Here is a 15,631-nt window from a genome sequence, read left to right as displayed (position 1 = left end):
TTCGGCATCGTCTACGGCCTGGTCCGGGGGCCTCCGACGGCTGGACCGGCAGCCCGGTCCCGACCGCCCTGTTCGCGGGCGGGGCGGTACTGACGGGGCGGCCGACCGTGCCCGTCCGTCCGGGCGGAGCCGTCTCGTAGTCTTGGGCCCGTGCAGGTACTCCACGACGCCCCTCTTGCCCCGCTGACCACCTTCCGGCTGGGCGGTCCCGCGACGCGGCTGGTCACCGCGGTGACCGACGCCGACGTGATCGCCGCCGTCCGTGAGGCCGACGACAGCGGGACGCCGCTGCTGGTCATCGGCGGCGGATCGAACCTGGTCATCGGCGACAAGGGCTTCGACGGCACCGCCCTGCGCATCGCCACCCGCGGTGTCGAACTGCGCGGCACGACCCTGGAGCTGGCGGCCGGCGAGGTGTGGACGGACGCCGTCGCCCGCACGGTCGAGGCCGGGCTCGCCGGTATCGAGTGCCTGGCCGGCATCCCCGGGTCCGCGGGCGCCACCCCGATCCAGAACGTGGGTGCCTACGGCCAGGAGGTCTCCTCCACCATCACCGAGGTCATCGCCTACGACCGGCGCGCCGGCGAGACCGTCACGCTGACGAACGAGGAGTGCGCCTTCTCGTACCGCCACAGCCGCTTCAAAGCCGACCCCGAGCGCTATGTGGTGCTGCGCGTCCGCTTCGAGCTGGAGGACGCTGCCGGGCTGTCCGCGCCCGTGAAGTACGCCGAGGCGGCGCGCGCGCTCGGCGCCGAGCCCGGCGACCGGGTGCCGCTGGCCGACGCCCGCGAGACCGTGCTGAAGCTGCGGAGCGGGAAAGGCATGGTCCTCGACCCCCAGGACCACGACACCTGGTCCGCGGGGTCCTTCTTCACCAACCCGATCCTCACCGACGAGCAGTTCGCCGCATTCCACGCGCGCGTGCGCGAGCGGCTCGGGGACGGTGCCGAGCCGCCCGCCTACCCGGCGGGGGAGGGCCGTACGAAGACCTCCGCGGCCTGGCTGATCGACAAGGCGGGCTTCACCAAGGGCTACGGCACCGGCCCGGCCCGCATCTCCACCAAGCACACCCTCGCCCTCACCAACCGGGGCGAGGCCACCACCGAGGACCTGCTGGCGCTGGCCCGTGAGGTGGTCGCGGGCGTCCGCGAGGCCTTCGGGGTCACGCTCGTCAACGAACCGGTGACCGTCGGCGTCAGCCTGTAGGCGGCGTTCAGTACGCCACCCCGACCCCCTGTTTCACCGTTCCCCGGTCGTCGATCATCGCCAGCATCGCGTGCGCGACGTCCGCACGTGCGATGAAGCGGCCCTTGCGCGGGAAGCCGCCGACGACGGTGCGGTAGCGGCCGGTGAGCGGCTTGTCCTGCAGGCGCGGCGGTCGTACGGACGTCCAGTCGGTGCCGCTGCGGGCCACTTCGGCCTCCATCTCGCGCAGGTCGGCGTAGACGTCCTTGAGGATGGCCGACACCAGGCCGCGCGCGGCACGGTCCAGCGGGCCGTCGTCCGCGGGAGCCGGGCCGACAGGGGCGGCGCTGACCACGACCAGCCGTCGTACGTCCTCCGCCTCCATGGCGCGCAGCACGGTACGGGTCAGCCGGGTGGCGACCCCGGCGTCCTTGCGGCTGCGCGCGCCCAGGCCGGAGAGGACCGCGTCACGGCCGCTGACGGCGGCACGCAGTACCTCGGGGTCGGTCAGATCGGCGCGGAACACCTCCAACGCGTCCCCCCTGATGTCCAGCCGGGCCGGATCGCGGACCACGGCGGTCACCCGGTGGCCCGCGCCGAGCGCCTGACGCACGATCTCCCGGCCGATGCCGCCGGTGGCGCCGAAAACGGTGAGGTTCATGAGTACTCCGTACCCCGAGTAGGTGGGTGAGTGTTCACTCACCCCTGCTCGTCCTAGAGTGGGTAAGTACTCACCCATTCGTCAAGCCCGATTGGACCCCCATGGAGCAGAAGCCGGCGCGTGTCCGCATCCTCGACGCCGCTCACGAGCTCATGCTCACCGTCGGACTCGCCCGCGCCACCACCAAGGAGATCGCCCGCGCGGCCGGCTGCTCCGAAGCGGCCCTCTACAAGTACTTCGACAGCAAGGAAGACCTGTTCGTCCGTGTGCTCACCGAGCGGCTTCCCCGGCTCACCCCGCTGCTGGACAGCCTCGCCGCCGAACCGGGACAGGGCACCCTGGAAGGCAACCTCACCGAGATCGCCCGCCGGGCCGCCCTCTTCTACGAGCAGAGCTTCCCGATCGCCGCCTCCCTGTACGCCGAGACCCAGCTCAAGGAGCGCCACGACGACGCACTGCGCAAGCTCGGCGCCGGCCCGCACCAGCCCATCCAGGACCTGGACGCCTACCTCCGCGCCCAACAGGCCGCCGGCCGCGTCCGCGCCGACGCCGACACCTTCGCGGCCGCCTCGATGCTGCTGGGCGCCTGCGCGCAGCGCGCGTTCGCCTACGACGCGACGGAGACGGGGCAGCGGCCGCCGGTCGGCGACTTCGCCGCGCGGCTCGCGAAGACGCTGCTGGGCGGAATCTCCGTCACACCGGCCTCCACGTGAGCCCCACGCCGAGGGCATGACAAACGCCAGACGTGCTGCGGTACGCCACGCGCGCGTGTACGTTCTGCCTCTTCTTCGGCAGCCGGGGCCTGTTCGCCGAGACGGCCACCTGTGCGCGCACGCGGCGGGCCACGGGCCGGTGAGGACGGCAAGCGCGGCTCTGCGCCCACGATGGTGCTCAGAAGAACGTCGCCAAGGGACACGCCACGCTGATGGCGGCCCTACGCCTGCTTCAGGCGGCCGGACGGGCCAGCCAGTCGTCGACGCCGGCCAGCAGCCGCGCCTTGACGTCCTCGGGGGCGGCCGAGCCCCGTACCGACTGGCGCGCCAGCTCCGCGAGTTCGGCGTCCGAGAAGCCGTGGGCATGGCGGGCGATCTCGTACTGGGCGGCCAGCCGGGAGCCGAACAGCAGCGGGTCGTCGGCGCCGAGCGCCATCGGGACGCCGGCCTCGAAGAGCGTCCTCAGCGGCACGTCCTCGGGCTTCTCGTACACACCGAGCGCCACGTTCGACGCCGGGCACACCTCGCAGGTCACGCCCCGGTCGGCCAGCCGCTTCAGCAGCCACGGGTCCTCCGCCGCGCGCACCCCGTGACCGAGCCGCGAGGCGTGCAGGTCGTCCAGGCAGTCGCGCACCGAGGCCGGGCCGGTCAGCTCGCCGCCGTGCGGGGCCGACAGCAGACCGCCCTCGCGCGCGATGTGGAAGGCCCGGTCGAAGTCCCGCGCCATGCCCCGCCGCTCGTCGTTGGAGAGCCCGAAGCCGACCACGCCGCGGTCCGCGTACCGCACGGCCAGCCGGGCCAGCGTACGGGCGTCCAGCGGGTGCTTCATGCGGTTCGCGGCCACCAGGACCCGCATACCGAGCCCGGTCTCCCTGGACGCCGCGTCCACCGCGTCCAGGATGATCTCCAGCGCCGGGATCAGCCCGCCCAGCCGGGGTGCGTACGACGTCGGGTCCACCTGGATCTCCAGCCAGCCCGAGCCGTCCCGCAGGTCCTCCTCGGCCGCCTCCCGGACCAGGCGCCGGATGTCCTCCGGCTCACGCACACAAGAGCGCGCCGCGTCGTACAGCCGCTGGAAACGGAACCAGCCCCGCTCGTCGGTGGCCCGCAGCTTCGGCGGTTCGCCGCTGGTCAGGGCTTCGGTCAGGGTCTCGGGCAGTCGTACGCCGTACTTGTCGGCCAGTTCCAGAACGGTTCCCGGCCGCATCGACCCGGTGAAGTGCAGGTGCAGATGGGCCTTCGGCAGCTCAGAGAGGTCACGTACACGCTCCATTCCAGGATCCTGCCGTACGCACCCGTCACACCGGTAGCCGTTTCCCCGTACGTGGTCTTGCTCGCACAAACGAATCAGGGGCACCTCCGGAAAACCGGAGGTGCCCCTGTCCAAAAATGGACCACTCAGTCCCTGGCCTCCGCCAGCAGCTTCTGGAGGCGGCTCACGCCCTCGACGAGGTCCTCGTCACCGAGCGCGTACGACAGGCGCAGGTAGCCGGGCGTGCCGAAGGCCTCACCGGGGACGACCGCGACCTCGGCCTCCTCCAGGATCAGCGCGGCCAGCTCGACGGTGTCCTGCGGGCGCTTGCCGCGGATCTCCTTGCCCAGGAGGGCCTTGACCGACGGGTAGGCGTAGAAGGCGCCCTCGGGCTCCGGGCAGAGCACGCCGTCGATCTCGTTCAGCATCCGCACGATCGTCCTGCGGCGCCGGTCGAAGGCCTCGCGCATCGTCGCCACGGCGTCCAGGTCCCCGGATACGGCGGCCAGGGCGGCCACCTGGGCCACGTTGGAGACGTTCGAGGTGGCGTGCGACTGGAGGTTCGTCGCGGCCTTGACGACGTCCTTCGGGCCGATGACCCAGCCCACGCGCCAGCCGGTCATGGCGTACGTCTTCGCGACACCGTTGACCACGACGCACTTGTCGCGCAGCTCCGGCAGCAGCGCGGGCACGGACACGGCGGCGGCGTCGCCGTAGACCAGGTGCTCGTAGATCTCGTCGGTGAGCACCCACAGGCCGTGCTCGACGGCCCAGCGGCCGATCGCCTCGGTCTCGGCCTCGGAGTAGACCGCGCCGGTCGGGTTGGACGGGGAGACGAAGAGGACGACCTTCGTCTTCTCCGTACGCGCCGCCTCCAGCTGCTCCACGCTGACCCGGTAGCCGGTGGTCTCGTCGGCCACGACCTCCACCGGGACACCGCCCGCGAGGCGGATCGACTCCGGGTACGTCGTCCAGTACGGCGCCGGGACGATGACCTCGTCGCCCGGGTCGAGGATCGCGGCGAAGGCCTCGTAGATGGCCTGCTTGCCGCCGTTGGTGACGAGGATCTGCGAGACGTCGGGCTCCCAGCCGGAGTCGCGCAGCGTCTTCGCGGCGATCGCGGCCTTCAGCTCGGGCAGGCCGCCGGCCGGGGTGTAGCGGTGGTACTTGGGGTTCTTGCAGGCCTCGACGGCCGCCTCGACGATGTACTCCGGGGTCGGGAAGTCGGGCTCACCGGCGCCGAAGCCGATCACCGGACGCCCGGCGGCCTTCAGGGCCTTGGCCTTGGCGTCCACGGCGAGGGTGGCGGACTCGGAGATCGCGCCGACTCGGGCGGAGACCCGGCGCTCGGTGGGTGGGGTTGCAGCGCTCATGGAGCCCATCGTTCCAGACCGGAAATCCCCCCGGCATGTGGGTTTCACAGACTGAACATCAAGGGGTCGAGGCGTGAACACGGGTCCGAATCCGGCCCCCGGCCAGGACGATCTTTGGTCATGTGGCTCCGGACGGGCGCATTCTGTTCGACGCCGGGCCGTGGACCACGTACACTCTCACCTCGTTGGCCTTCAGCAGCCACCGCCCCAACCGGTGCACACCGCGCACCCGGCCGGATGCGGTACGTTGGGGGGCACACAAAGGGTCGTAGCTCAATTGGTAGAGCACCGGTCTCCAAAACCGGCGGTTGGGGGTTCAAGTCCCTCCGGCCCTGCTACACACACCGCCAGGATGTGTGCGCATGTACGTACAGCAGCAATGCACCGCCGTGCGGCTCAGAAACCGGGCGCGGCACGGCCACGACCCGGGACCAGGTGAGGACGAATGACGGACGCCGTGGGCTCCATCGACACGCCTGACGCCCAGGACGAGCTGCCGGAGTCCAAGAAGAAGGCCCGCAAGGGCGGCAAGCGCGCCAAGAAGGGCCCGCTGAAGCGCCTGGCCACCTTCTACCGCCAGATCATCGCGGAGCTCCGCAAGGTCGTCTGGCCGACGCGCAACCAGCTGACGTCGTACACCACCGTGGTGATCTTCTTTGTTGCCATCATGATCGCGCTGGTGACCGTGATTGACTATGGGCTCAACCACGCGGCCAAGTACGTCTTCGGCTGAGCCAAGAGCGAAGGGCGCCGTGGTACCGGCGCCCCTTTTCGCATGTTCCACCCCTATGTATCCAGGAAGAAGCAGCCACCGTGTCTGACCCGAACCTGAACGACGACGCCATCGAGTCGCGCGCGACCGCTGCCGAGATGGTGGACGACGAGCTCGACATCGTCGAGGGCGCGGACGAGCAGGACGAGTTCGAGGCTGCCGAGGCCGAGGCGGGGGAGCCGGCTGAAGAGGCTGCCCTGAACGTCGAGGACGAAGAGGACGAGGAAGCCGGCGAGGAAGCCGCTGCCGAGGCCGAGGCCGAGGAAGCTGCCGAGGAGGAGCCGGCCGCGCCCGTCGACCCCGTCCAGGCCCTGCGCGAGGAACTGCGCACCCTGCCCGGCGAGTGGTATGTCATCCACACCTACGCCGGTTACGAGAACCGCGTGAAGACCAACCTGGAGCAGCGCGCCGTCTCGCTGAACGTCGAGGACTACATCTTCCAGGCCGAGGTGCCGCAGGAAGAGGTCGTCCAGATCAAGAACGGCGACCGCAAGACGATCAAGCAGAACAAGCTGCCGGGTTACGTCCTGGTCCGCATGGACCTGACCAATGAGTCCTGGGGCGTCGTCCGCAACACCCCGGGTGTCACCGGCTTCGTCGGCAACGCCTACGACCCGTACCCGCTGACCCTGGACGAGATCGTCAAGATGCTCGCCCCGGAGGCCGAGGAGAAGGCCGCCCGCGAGGCCGCCGAGGCCGAGGGCAAGCCCGCTCCGCAGCGCAAGGTCGAGGTCCAGGTGCTGGACTTCGAGGTCGGCGACTCGGTCACCGTCACCGACGGCCCGTTCGCCACGCTGCAGGCGACCATCAACGAGATCAACCCCGACTCGAAGAAGGTCAAGGGCCTGGTGGAGATCTTCGGCCGCGAGACGCCGGTCGAGCTGTCCTTCGACCAGATCCAGAAGAACTGATCCAGAAGAACTAGTCCATTTCTGGACGTCGCTCTTCCGCGCAGGTCAGGCGGGCTGTCCACAGCCGGTCTGACCTGCTCGGTTTTTGGCCGCGCATCTATACCCGTTATCGTTGTGCGGTATGCCTGCGTCAGGGTCGCGATCCTCGCGCGGGCATGGACCCGAATGAAAGGACCCGGAGAGCTATGCCTCCCAAGAAGAAGAAGGTCACGGGGCTCATCAAGCTCCAGATCAACGCCGGTGCGGCGAACCCCGCCCCGCCGGTCGGCCCCGCGCTCGGTCAGCACGGCGTCAACATCATGGAGTTCTGCAAGGCCTACAACGCCGCGACCGAGTCGCAGCGTGGCTGGGTCATCCCGGTGGAGATCACGGTCTACGAGGACCGCTCCTTCACCTTCGTCACCAAGACCCCGCCGGCCGCGAAGATGATCCTCAAGGCCGCTGGCGTCGAGAAGGGCTCCGGCGAGCCGCACAAGACCAAGGTCGCCAAGATCACCGAGGCGCAGGTCCGCGAGATCGCCCAGACCAAGATGCCCGACCTCAACGCCAACGACCTGGACGCCGCGTCGAAGATCATCGCCGGCACCGCCCGCTCCATGGGCATCACGGTCGAGGGCTGATCCCCACCTTCGTAGCAGTCATGCGGCCGTAGCCGGTCGCACGTGGCAGGGCCTGCTCGGCCCAGGGACCACGACTCCTTTCAGAACACACAGGAGCAAGTTGTGAGCAAGCGCAGCAAGGCTCTCCGCGCTGCGGACGCCAAGGTCGACCGGGAGAAGCTGTACGCCCCGCTCGAGGCCGTCCGTCTCGCCAAGGAGACCTCCACGACCAAGTTCGACGGCACCGTCGAGGTCGCCTTCCGTCTGGGTGTCGACCCGCGCAAGGCCGACCAGATGGTCCGTGGCACCGTGAACCTTCCGCACGGCACCGGTAAGACCGCCCGGGTCCTGGTCTTCGCGACCGGTGACCGTGCCGAGGCCGCGCGTGCCGCGGGCGCCGACATCGTCGGTGCCGACGAGCTGATCGACGAGGTGGCGAAGGGCCGTCTGGACTTCGACGCCGTCGTCGCCACCCCGGACCTCATGGGCAAGGTCGGCCGCCTCGGCCGCGTCCTCGGCCCGCGTGGTCTGATGCCGAACCCGAAGACCGGCACCGTGACCCCGGACACCGCCAAGGCCGTGACCGAGATCAAGGGCGGCAAGATCGAGTTCCGCGTCGACAAGCACTCGAACCTGCACTTCATCATCGGCAAGGCGTCCTTCGACGACGCCAAGCTGGTGGAGAACTACGGCGCCGCGCTGGAGGAGATCCTCCGTCTGAAGCCGTCCGCCGCCAAGGGTCGCTACATCAAGAAGGCCGCCATCACCACCACGATGGGCCCCGGCATTCCGGTCGACCCGAACCGCACCCGCAACCTCCTCGTCGAGGAGGACCCGGCCGCCGTCTGAGCCCTCCGCTCAGCCCGGTAGCCGCGTCAGGTACGCGTGAGTAAGGGCGGGCCCTGCAACCTTCCAGGTGCGGGGCCCGTCCTTTCTTCGTACGAGTCTTCGTACGAGCTCCCTTCGCAGGGGCTCTGGGACGACTGTCAGTGGCCTGGGCTACGGTGCAGGCACTCGACTTGCATGGGGGTAGGACAAGATGAAGAGCACGACGGCGCGCCGGATGACCCTCTCCGTGGCGGTGGTGGCCGCGCTGACCGGGGTGGCCGCCTGCGGCTCCTCGGACTCCGGGAAGGGCGGCAAGGCGGCCGGCGGTGGCGCGATCCACCTCAGCCCCGTCGCCGCCGTCCTGCGGACGGCCGAGCAGTCCACCGACAAGGCGGACTCGGCCAAGGTGCACTCCACCATGTCCCTGGGCAACCTGATGTCGGTGACCGGGGACGGCGCCCTCGCCTGGGGCCACGGCGTCAAGGGCAACCTCACCATGACGTACACCGGCGGGCAGATGGCCCAGATGATGCGCAAGGCCGGTACCCCGTCGATGCAGGCCCGCTATCTGCCGGACGCCTACTACGTGAAGATGAGCGAGGAGTTCGCCCAGCAGATGGGCGGCAAGCACTGGGTCAGGTACGCGTACGACGACCTCGCCAAGTTCGCCGGCGCGTCCGGTTCGTACCTGAAGGACCAGGCCCAGAGCTCGTCGCCGAACCAGGCCGTGAAGATGCTGCTGGCCTCCGGTGACGTGAAGAAGGTCGGCGAGGAGACGGTCTCCGGTGTCCACACCAGGCACTACGCGGGCACGGTGAACGTCGCCGACCTCGCGGGCCGGAGCAGCAACCTCAGCGCGGACCAGCTGGCGGCGCTGAAGAAGCAGCTCGGCCAGGCGGGCATTACCACCGACTCCGTCGACATCTGGATCAACGACCAGAACCTGCTGGTGAAGAAGACCGAGAAGGCGGACACCGCCAAGGGCGCCCTGACCAGCACCGCCTCCTACAGCGACTACGGTGTGCCGGTCTCCGCCGAGACGCCGTCGGCCAGTGACACCAAGGACTTCAAGGACCTGATGAAGTCCCTCCGGACCCACGGGTCGGGGAACACGTCGAGCGGTTCCGGCACCGGCACCCTCTCCTGAAGCACCGGCACGGCCCTGTACGGCGGCCGCGTCGGGCGAGCAGGTCACAGGCGGCCCCACAGCGCCTGCCGTAGCCCGCGCGGCACGCTCGGCCGAGCCCTCGGCGGGCCGTGTGCGGATGACGACCCTCGACGGCGGACAGCCCGGCACCCTCGGACTGCGCCTGGTCGACCGGGCGCCTGCCGCGAGCGGAGCCGCCGACGAGGTCCGGAAGATCCACGGCCGGCACCGGCTCGACGTCGGCCCCACCGCCGGACTTCCGCTCCGGCGGTGGCCTGCCCGTGGACATGACCGCTTGCCTGCGCGACGAGGCCGCAATCCTGCCCGCGATGCCGCGTCCCGCGCTGCGGCCGAGCACATCCGCCGCACCGGCACCGGGACCGTCGCGGCGACCCGCACCAAGCACCGCACCAAGCACCGCACCACGCGCCGCACCCCTCACTGCACCAGCACGCTCCCCGTCGCCGGACTCAGACGCCGACTGAAGCCCCCAGGGCGGGCCTGGGGCCGGACGGGCCGCGGCTGCGGAGCACGGGCGCGAGACCCTGCGGTGGAGCCGCGCACGGGGTCGGTGCGGGCTCGCGGCCGGACCTCGTCGCTGGACCTCGTCGCTGGACCTCGTCGCTGGACCTCGTCCGGGGGCCGGTGGCGGGGTGAGGCCGGGCCGCGTACGGCAGCCGTGTCGGAGGGTCCGCTGATGGGCCCCGTGGAGGGGCGGTTACAGGTCGATTTGCTCGACGGCGCCCGGGTCCCGTACTCTCTTGCAGAAGCCAAAGACCGCTGGTCGTTGCCGTGCGCTCGAACGAGGGCGCGGTGGCCGAAGGATCCGCTGAAAAGTGGGCGACCCGCGCAGGTGACAGTGGAAGAACTCCCGGGAGTGCGCGCGCAGAGCGCGTGTGCGCCGGTCGAGTCCGCCCCGTGCACCTGCGCCGGGGCGTTTCGTTTTCCCCAGTCCTCCTTCGGGTCCGCGCGGTCCGAATCACCCGGAAGGAGGCCGAGGCTCTATGGCGAGGCCCGACAAGGCTGCCGCGGTTGCGGAGCTGACGGACAAGTTCCGCAGCTCCAACGCCGCCGTGCTGACCGAGTACCGCGGTCTCACCGTGGCGCAGCTCAAGACGCTGCGCCGGTCGCTCGGTGAGAACGCCCAGTACGCCGTGGTGAAGAACACGCTGACCAAGATTGCGGCCAACGAGGCCGGGATCACGCTGGACGACCAGCTCTTCGCTGGTCCGACGGCCGTCGCCTTCGTCACCGGTGACCCGGTGGAGTCGGCGAAGGGTCTGCGTGACTTCGCCAAGGACAACCCGAATCTCGTCATCAAGGGCGGTGTCCTTGACGGCAAGGCGCTGTCCGCCGACGAGATCAAGAAGCTTGCGGACCTCGAGTCCCGCGAGGTTCTGCTCAGCAAGCTGGCCGGTGCCTTCAAGGCGAAGCAGTCCCAGGCTGCCTCCGTCTTCCAGGCGCTGCCGTCGAAGCTCGTCCGCACCGTGGACGCGCTGCGCGCCAAGCAGGCCGAGCAGGGCGGTGCCGAGTAATTCGGCTCGCTTTCTGACCCGCACCAACGGCGCGGGTCGCAGCGGGCCGACGTACGCCCGCCTTACCCAGTACATCCGGCACCTGCCGATTTAGTGGAAGGACCCGCCATCATGGCGAAGCTCACCCAGGACGAGCTGCTTGCCCAGTTCGAGGAGATGACCCTCATCGAGCTCTCCGAGTTCGTGAAGGCCTTCGAGGACAAGTTCGACGTCACCGCTGCCGCTGCCGCCCCGGTCGTCATGGCCGGCGGTGTCGCCGGTGGCGCTGCCGCCGAGGCCGAGGAGGAGAAGGACGAGTTCGACGTCATCCTCACCGGCGCCGGCGAGAAGAAGATCCAGGTCATCAAGGTCGTGCGTGAGCTGACCTCCCTGGGTCTGAAGGAGGCCAAGGACCTCGTCGACGGCACCCCGAAGCCGGTCCTCGAGAAGGTCAACAAGGAAGCCGCCGACAAGGCCGCCGAGGCCCTCAAGGGCGCCGGCGCCTCCGTCGAGGTCAAGTAAGACCTCTCGGGTCCCCAGGACTCGGACGCGCGCTGAGCGCAGCCCCGTAGCACTCTGAAAAGTGCCCCGCAGGGCTGTAACGCGAACGCACCGAAGAGCGATCATCCATCCGGGTGGTCGCTCTTCGGCGTATCCGGGGGAGCGACCTGGGTTGCCTTGCACTCGCGACGGCGAGGGGTATGGTGATCTTCGTCGTGTCTCCGGCCAGTCTCGTTTGGACTGAGGGGCCTTGACGAACCGCACGCAGCGCGCAATTCTCAGGACGCGTCGTCACAAGGATCCGAATCCGAGGCATGGATCGACGGCGAAGAGGGCAGTATCAACGTGCGTTGAGGGCAGGCATGCCGAGGGCGTTGACAAGAGCGGTGAGCACAGCGAGGGTCTCGACAAACCCGCACTGGACATCAGTGTGCCAAGTGGCTACACTGACCCTTTGCGCTGCCTGTTAGCTGTCCCCTGCCCGTCACCAGGGGTCTGCCCTCACTCGAGCACTGATGACCGAAGCCACCTTGACCTGGGGTTTCTGTCTCTGTGTACGGGAGAGGGGCCGGTACGCGCGTAGTGAGTCCGAGCCCTCGGAAGGACCCCCTCTTGGCCGCCTCGCGCAACGCCTCGACCGCGAATACGAACAACGGCGCCAGCACCGCCCCGCTGCGCATTTCCTTTGCAAAGATCAAGGAGCCTCTCGAGGTTCCGAACCTGCTCGCGCTGCAGACCGAGAGCTTCGACTGGCTGCTCGGCAACACCGCTTGGCAGAGTCGGGTCGAGGAGGCTCTGGAGAACGGTCAGGACGTCCCCACCAAGTCCGGTCTGGAGGAGATCTTCGAGGAGATCTCCCCGATCGAGGACTTCTCCGGGTCGATGTCCCTGACGTTCCGGGACCACCGCTTCGAGCCGCCGAAGAACTCCATCGACGAGTGCAAGGAGCGCGACTTCACGTACGCCGCCCCGCTCTTCGTCACCGCCGAGTTCACCAACAACGAGACCGGTGAGATCAAGTCCCAGACGGTCTTCATGGGCGACTTCCCGCTCATGACGAACAAGGGCACCTTCGTCATCAACGGCACCGAGCGTGTCGTTGTGTCTCAGCTGGTCCGTTCCCCCGGTGTCTACTTCGACTCCAGCATCGACAAGACGTCCGACAAGGACATCTTCTCCGCCAAGATCATCCCGTCCCGGGGTGCCTGGCTGGAGATGGAGATCGACAAGCGTGACATGGTCGGTGTCCGCATCGACCGCAAGCGCAAGCAGTCGGTCACCGTGCTGCTCAAGGCGCTCGGCTGGACGACCGAGCAGATCCTCGAGGAGTTCGGCGAGTACGAGTCCATGCGCGCCACCCTGGAGAAGGACCACACCCAGGGCCAGGACGACGCGCTGCTCGACATCTACCGCAAGCTGCGTCCGGGCGAGCCCCCCACGCGTGAGGCCGCGCAGACGCTGCTGGAGAACCTCTACTTCAACCCCAAGCGCTACGACCTCGCCAAGGTCGGCCGCTACAAGGTGAACAAGAAGCTCGGTGCGGACGAGCCGCTGGACGCCGGTGTGCTCACCACCGACGACATCATCGCCACCATCAAGTACCTGGTGAAGCTGCACGCCGGCGAGACCGAGACGCTCGGCGAGTCCGGCCGCTCGATCATGGTCGAGACCGACGACATCGACCACTTCGGCAACCGTCGTATCCGCAGCGTCGGCGAGCTGATCCAGAACCAGGTCCGTACGGGTCTCGCCCGTATGGAGCGTGTCGTGCGTGAGCGCATGACCACGCAGGACGTCGAGGCGATCACGCCGCAGACCCTGATCAACATCCGCCCGGTCGTGGCGTCGATCAAGGAGTTCTTCGGTACCTCGCAGCTGTCCCAGTTCATGGACCAGAACAACCCGCTGTCGGGGCTGACGCACAAGCGTCGTCTGAACGCCCTCGGCCCGGGTGGTCTCTCCCGTGAGCGGGCCGGCTTCGAGGTCCGTGACGTGCACCCCTCGCACTACGGCCGCATGTGCCCGATCGAGACGCCGGAAGGCCCGAACATCGGTCTGATCGGCTCGCTCGCCTCCTACGGCCGGGTCAACGCGTTCGGTTTCATCGAGACGCCGTACCGCAAGGTCGTCGAGGGCCAGGTCACCGACGAGGTCGACTACCTGACCGCCGACGAGGAGGACCGCTTCGTCATCGCGCAGGCCAACGCGCCGCTGACCGACGAGATGCGGTTCGCCGAGGCCCGCGTGCTGGTCCGCCGCCGTGGCGGCGAGGTCGACTACGTCGGCGGCGAGGACGTGGACTACATGGACGTCTCGCCGCGCCAGATGGTGTCGGTCGCGACCGCCATGATCCCCTTCCTCGAGCACGACGACGCCAACCGTGCCCTCATGGGCGCGAACATGATGCGTCAGGCCGTGCCGCTGATTAAGTCCGAGGCCCCGCTCGTCGGCACCGGCATGGAGTACCGCTCCGCGGTCGACGCCGGCGACGTGGTCAAGGCCGAGAAGGACGGTGTGGTCCAGGAGGTCTCCGCGGACTACATCACCACCGCCAACGACGACGGCACGTACATCACGTACCGCCTGCACAAGTTCTCCCGGTCCAACCAGGGCACCTCGGTCAACCAGAAGGTCGTCGTCAACGAGGGCGACCGTGTCATCGAGGGCCAGGTCCTCGCCGACGGCCCGGCCACCCAGAACGGCGAGATGGCCCTGGGCAAGAACCTGCTCGTGGCGTTCATGCCGTGGGAGGGTCACAACTACGAGGACGCGATCATCCTGTCGCAGCGCCTCGTGCAGGACGACGTCCTCTCCTCGATCCACATCGAGGAGCACGAGGTCGACGCCCGTGATACCAAGCTCGGCCCCGAGGAGATCACCCGGGACATCCCGAACGTCTCCGAGGAGGTCCTCGCCGACCTCGACGAGCGCGGCATCATCCGCATCGGTGCCGAGGTCATCGCCGGCGACATCCTCGTCGGCAAGGTGACCCCGAAGGGTGAGACGGAGCTGACCCCGGAGGAGCGCCTGCTGCGCGCGATCTTCGGTGAGAAGGCCCGTGAGGTCCGTGACACCTCGCTGAAGGTGCCGCACGGCGAGACCGGCAAGGTCATCGGTGTGCGCGTCTTCGACCGCGAGGAGGGCGACGAGCTGCCGCCGGGCGTGAACCAGCTGGTCCGCGTCTACGTCGCCCAGAAGCGCAAGATCACCGACGGTGACAAGCTCGCCGGCCGTCACGGCAACAAGGGTGTCATCTCGAAGATCCTTCCCATCGAGGACATGCCGTTCCTCGAGGACGGAACTCCGGTCGACATCATCCTCAACCCGCTGGGTGTGCCGTCCCGAATGAACCCGGGACAGGTCCTGGAGATCCACCTCGGCTGGCTCGCCAGCCGCGGCTGGGACGTCTCCGGCCTCGCGGACGAGTGGGCCCAGCGCCTGCAGGCCATCGGCGCCGACCAGGTCGCCCCGCGCACCAACGTCGCGACCCCGGTCTTCGACGGTGCCCGTGAGGACGAGCTGGCGGGTCTGCTGCAGCACACCATCCCGAACCGCGACGGCGAGCGCATGGTGCTTCCGTCCGGCAAGGCGCGGCTGTTCGACGGCCGTAGCGGTGAGCCGTTCCCGGACCCGATCTCGGTCGGCTACATGTACATCCTGAAGCTGCACCACCTGGTCGACGACAAGCTGCACGCCCGCTCGACCGGTCCGTACTCGATGATCACCCAGCAGCCGCTGGGTGGTAAGGCGCAGTTCGGTGGCCAGCGCTTCGGTGAGATGGAGGTGTGGGCCCTCGAGGCCTACGGCGCCGCGTACGCCCTCCAGGAGCTGCTGACCATCAAGTCCGACGACGTCACCGGCCGCGTGAAGGTCTACGAGGCCATCGTCAAGGGCGAGAACATCCCCGAGCCCGGCATCCCCGAGTCCTTCAAGGTGCTCATCAAGGAGATGCAGTCGCTCTGCCTGAACGTGGAGGTGCTGTCCAGCGACGGTATGTCCATCGAGATGCGTGACACCGACGAGGACGTCTTCCGCGCTGCGGAGGAGCTCGGTATCGACCTGTCCCGGCGCGAGCCGAGCAGCGTCGAAGAGGTCTGACGGGAGTCCGGCGGGGCCCTCACCCACAGGGCCCCGCCGACCCCCAGGCCCCCGTTTCAGACCACAGACTTTCGACC

At 68.8% G+C, this 15,631-nt stretch carries 13 protein-coding genes and 1 tRNA gene; 11 read left to right on the top strand and 3 right to left on the bottom strand.

Annotated elements, in window-relative coordinates; all coding sequences use genetic code 11:
- Positions 1–150: 150 nt before the first annotated feature.
- On the top strand, positions 151–1,206 hold the full coding sequence (locus tag ABZ624_RS26725; RefSeq protein WP_360093914.1) for a UDP-N-acetylmuramate dehydrogenase: 1,056 nt from the start codon (positions 151–153) through the stop codon (positions 1,204–1,206).
- Between the two features lie 7 nt (positions 1,207–1,213).
- Here ABZ624_RS26725 and ABZ624_RS26720 read toward each other — a convergent pair whose 3' ends face one another.
- Complete coding sequence (locus ABZ624_RS26720) at positions 1,214–1,846, bottom strand: NAD(P)H-binding protein (protein WP_360093911.1); 633 nt, start codon at positions 1,844–1,846, stop codon at positions 1,214–1,216.
- A gap of 101 nt (positions 1,847–1,947) precedes the next feature.
- Between ABZ624_RS26720 and ABZ624_RS26715 the strand changes: the two genes are divergently transcribed.
- The gene (locus ABZ624_RS26715) at positions 1,948–2,559 is read left to right on the top strand and encodes a helix-turn-helix domain-containing protein (protein ID WP_360093908.1); all 612 of its coding nucleotides are present in this window, start codon (positions 1,948–1,950) and stop codon (positions 2,557–2,559) included.
- A 232-nt stretch (positions 2,560–2,791) separates the two neighbouring features.
- Here ABZ624_RS26715 and ABZ624_RS26710 read toward each other — a convergent pair whose 3' ends face one another.
- Positions 2,792–3,832: an adenosine deaminase gene (locus tag ABZ624_RS26710; RefSeq protein WP_360093904.1), complete on the bottom strand. Its 1,041-nt coding sequence runs from the start codon at positions 3,830–3,832 to the stop codon at positions 2,792–2,794.
- Between the two features lie 125 nt (positions 3,833–3,957).
- A complete protein-coding gene (locus tag ABZ624_RS26705; RefSeq protein WP_360093901.1) occupies positions 3,958–5,184 on the bottom strand; it encodes a pyridoxal phosphate-dependent aminotransferase in 1,227 nt (408 codons plus the stop codon).
- A 262-nt stretch (positions 5,185–5,446) separates the two neighbouring features.
- On the opposite strand from ABZ624_RS26705, the gene ABZ624_RS26700 reads away from it, so the two are divergent.
- The 9 genes from ABZ624_RS26700 (at position 5,447) to rpoB (ending at position 15,554) form a co-directional block, all read left to right on the top strand.
- Positions 5,447–5,519, top strand: a tRNA-Trp gene (locus tag ABZ624_RS26700).
- A gap of 110 nt (positions 5,520–5,629) precedes the next feature.
- The gene (gene secE, locus ABZ624_RS26695) at positions 5,630–5,917 is read left to right on the top strand and encodes a preprotein translocase subunit SecE (protein ID WP_360093898.1); all 288 of its coding nucleotides are present in this window, start codon (positions 5,630–5,632) and stop codon (positions 5,915–5,917) included.
- An 80-nt stretch (positions 5,918–5,997) separates the two neighbouring features.
- Positions 5,998–6,867: a transcription termination/antitermination protein NusG gene (gene nusG / locus ABZ624_RS26690; RefSeq protein ID WP_360093895.1), complete on the top strand. Its 870-nt coding sequence runs from the start codon at positions 5,998–6,000 to the stop codon at positions 6,865–6,867.
- Between the two features lie 185 nt (positions 6,868–7,052).
- Positions 7,053–7,487 (top strand): 50S ribosomal protein L11, encoded by a 435-nt coding sequence (gene rplK, locus ABZ624_RS26685; RefSeq protein ID WP_031167035.1) that lies wholly within the window; start codon positions 7,053–7,055, stop codon positions 7,485–7,487.
- A 102-nt stretch (positions 7,488–7,589) separates the two neighbouring features.
- Complete coding sequence (rplA, locus tag ABZ624_RS26680) at positions 7,590–8,315, top strand: 50S ribosomal protein L1 (protein ID WP_023547414.1); 726 nt, start codon at positions 7,590–7,592, stop codon at positions 8,313–8,315.
- A gap of 190 nt (positions 8,316–8,505) precedes the next feature.
- Positions 8,506–9,441 carry a hypothetical protein gene (locus ABZ624_RS26675; protein ID WP_360093892.1) on the top strand — a complete coding sequence of 312 codons (936 nt, stop codon included), beginning with the start codon at positions 8,506–8,508 and terminating at the stop codon, positions 9,439–9,441.
- A gap of 1,004 nt (positions 9,442–10,445) precedes the next feature.
- Positions 10,446–10,976 (top strand): 50S ribosomal protein L10, encoded by a 531-nt coding sequence (gene rplJ, locus ABZ624_RS26670; RefSeq protein ID WP_030641169.1) that lies wholly within the window; start codon positions 10,446–10,448, stop codon positions 10,974–10,976.
- A gap of 111 nt (positions 10,977–11,087) precedes the next feature.
- Complete coding sequence (gene rplL / locus ABZ624_RS26665; RefSeq protein ID WP_360093889.1) at positions 11,088–11,477, top strand: 50S ribosomal protein L7/L12; 390 nt, start codon at positions 11,088–11,090, stop codon at positions 11,475–11,477.
- A gap of 591 nt (positions 11,478–12,068) precedes the next feature.
- Positions 12,069–15,554 carry a DNA-directed RNA polymerase subunit beta gene (rpoB, locus tag ABZ624_RS26660; RefSeq protein ID WP_360093886.1) on the top strand — a complete coding sequence of 1,162 codons (3,486 nt, stop codon included), beginning with the start codon at positions 12,069–12,071 and terminating at the stop codon, positions 15,552–15,554.
- Positions 15,555–15,631: the final 77 nt, after the last annotated feature.

It is taken from the genome of Streptomyces sp. NPDC007205, from assembly GCF_040634095.1.
Classification (GTDB): Bacteria; Actinomycetota; Actinomycetes; order Streptomycetales; family Streptomycetaceae; genus Streptomyces.
The sequence above is the reverse complement of the archived record's forward strand: the minus strand, read 5'-3'. Positions and strand labels throughout refer to the sequence as shown.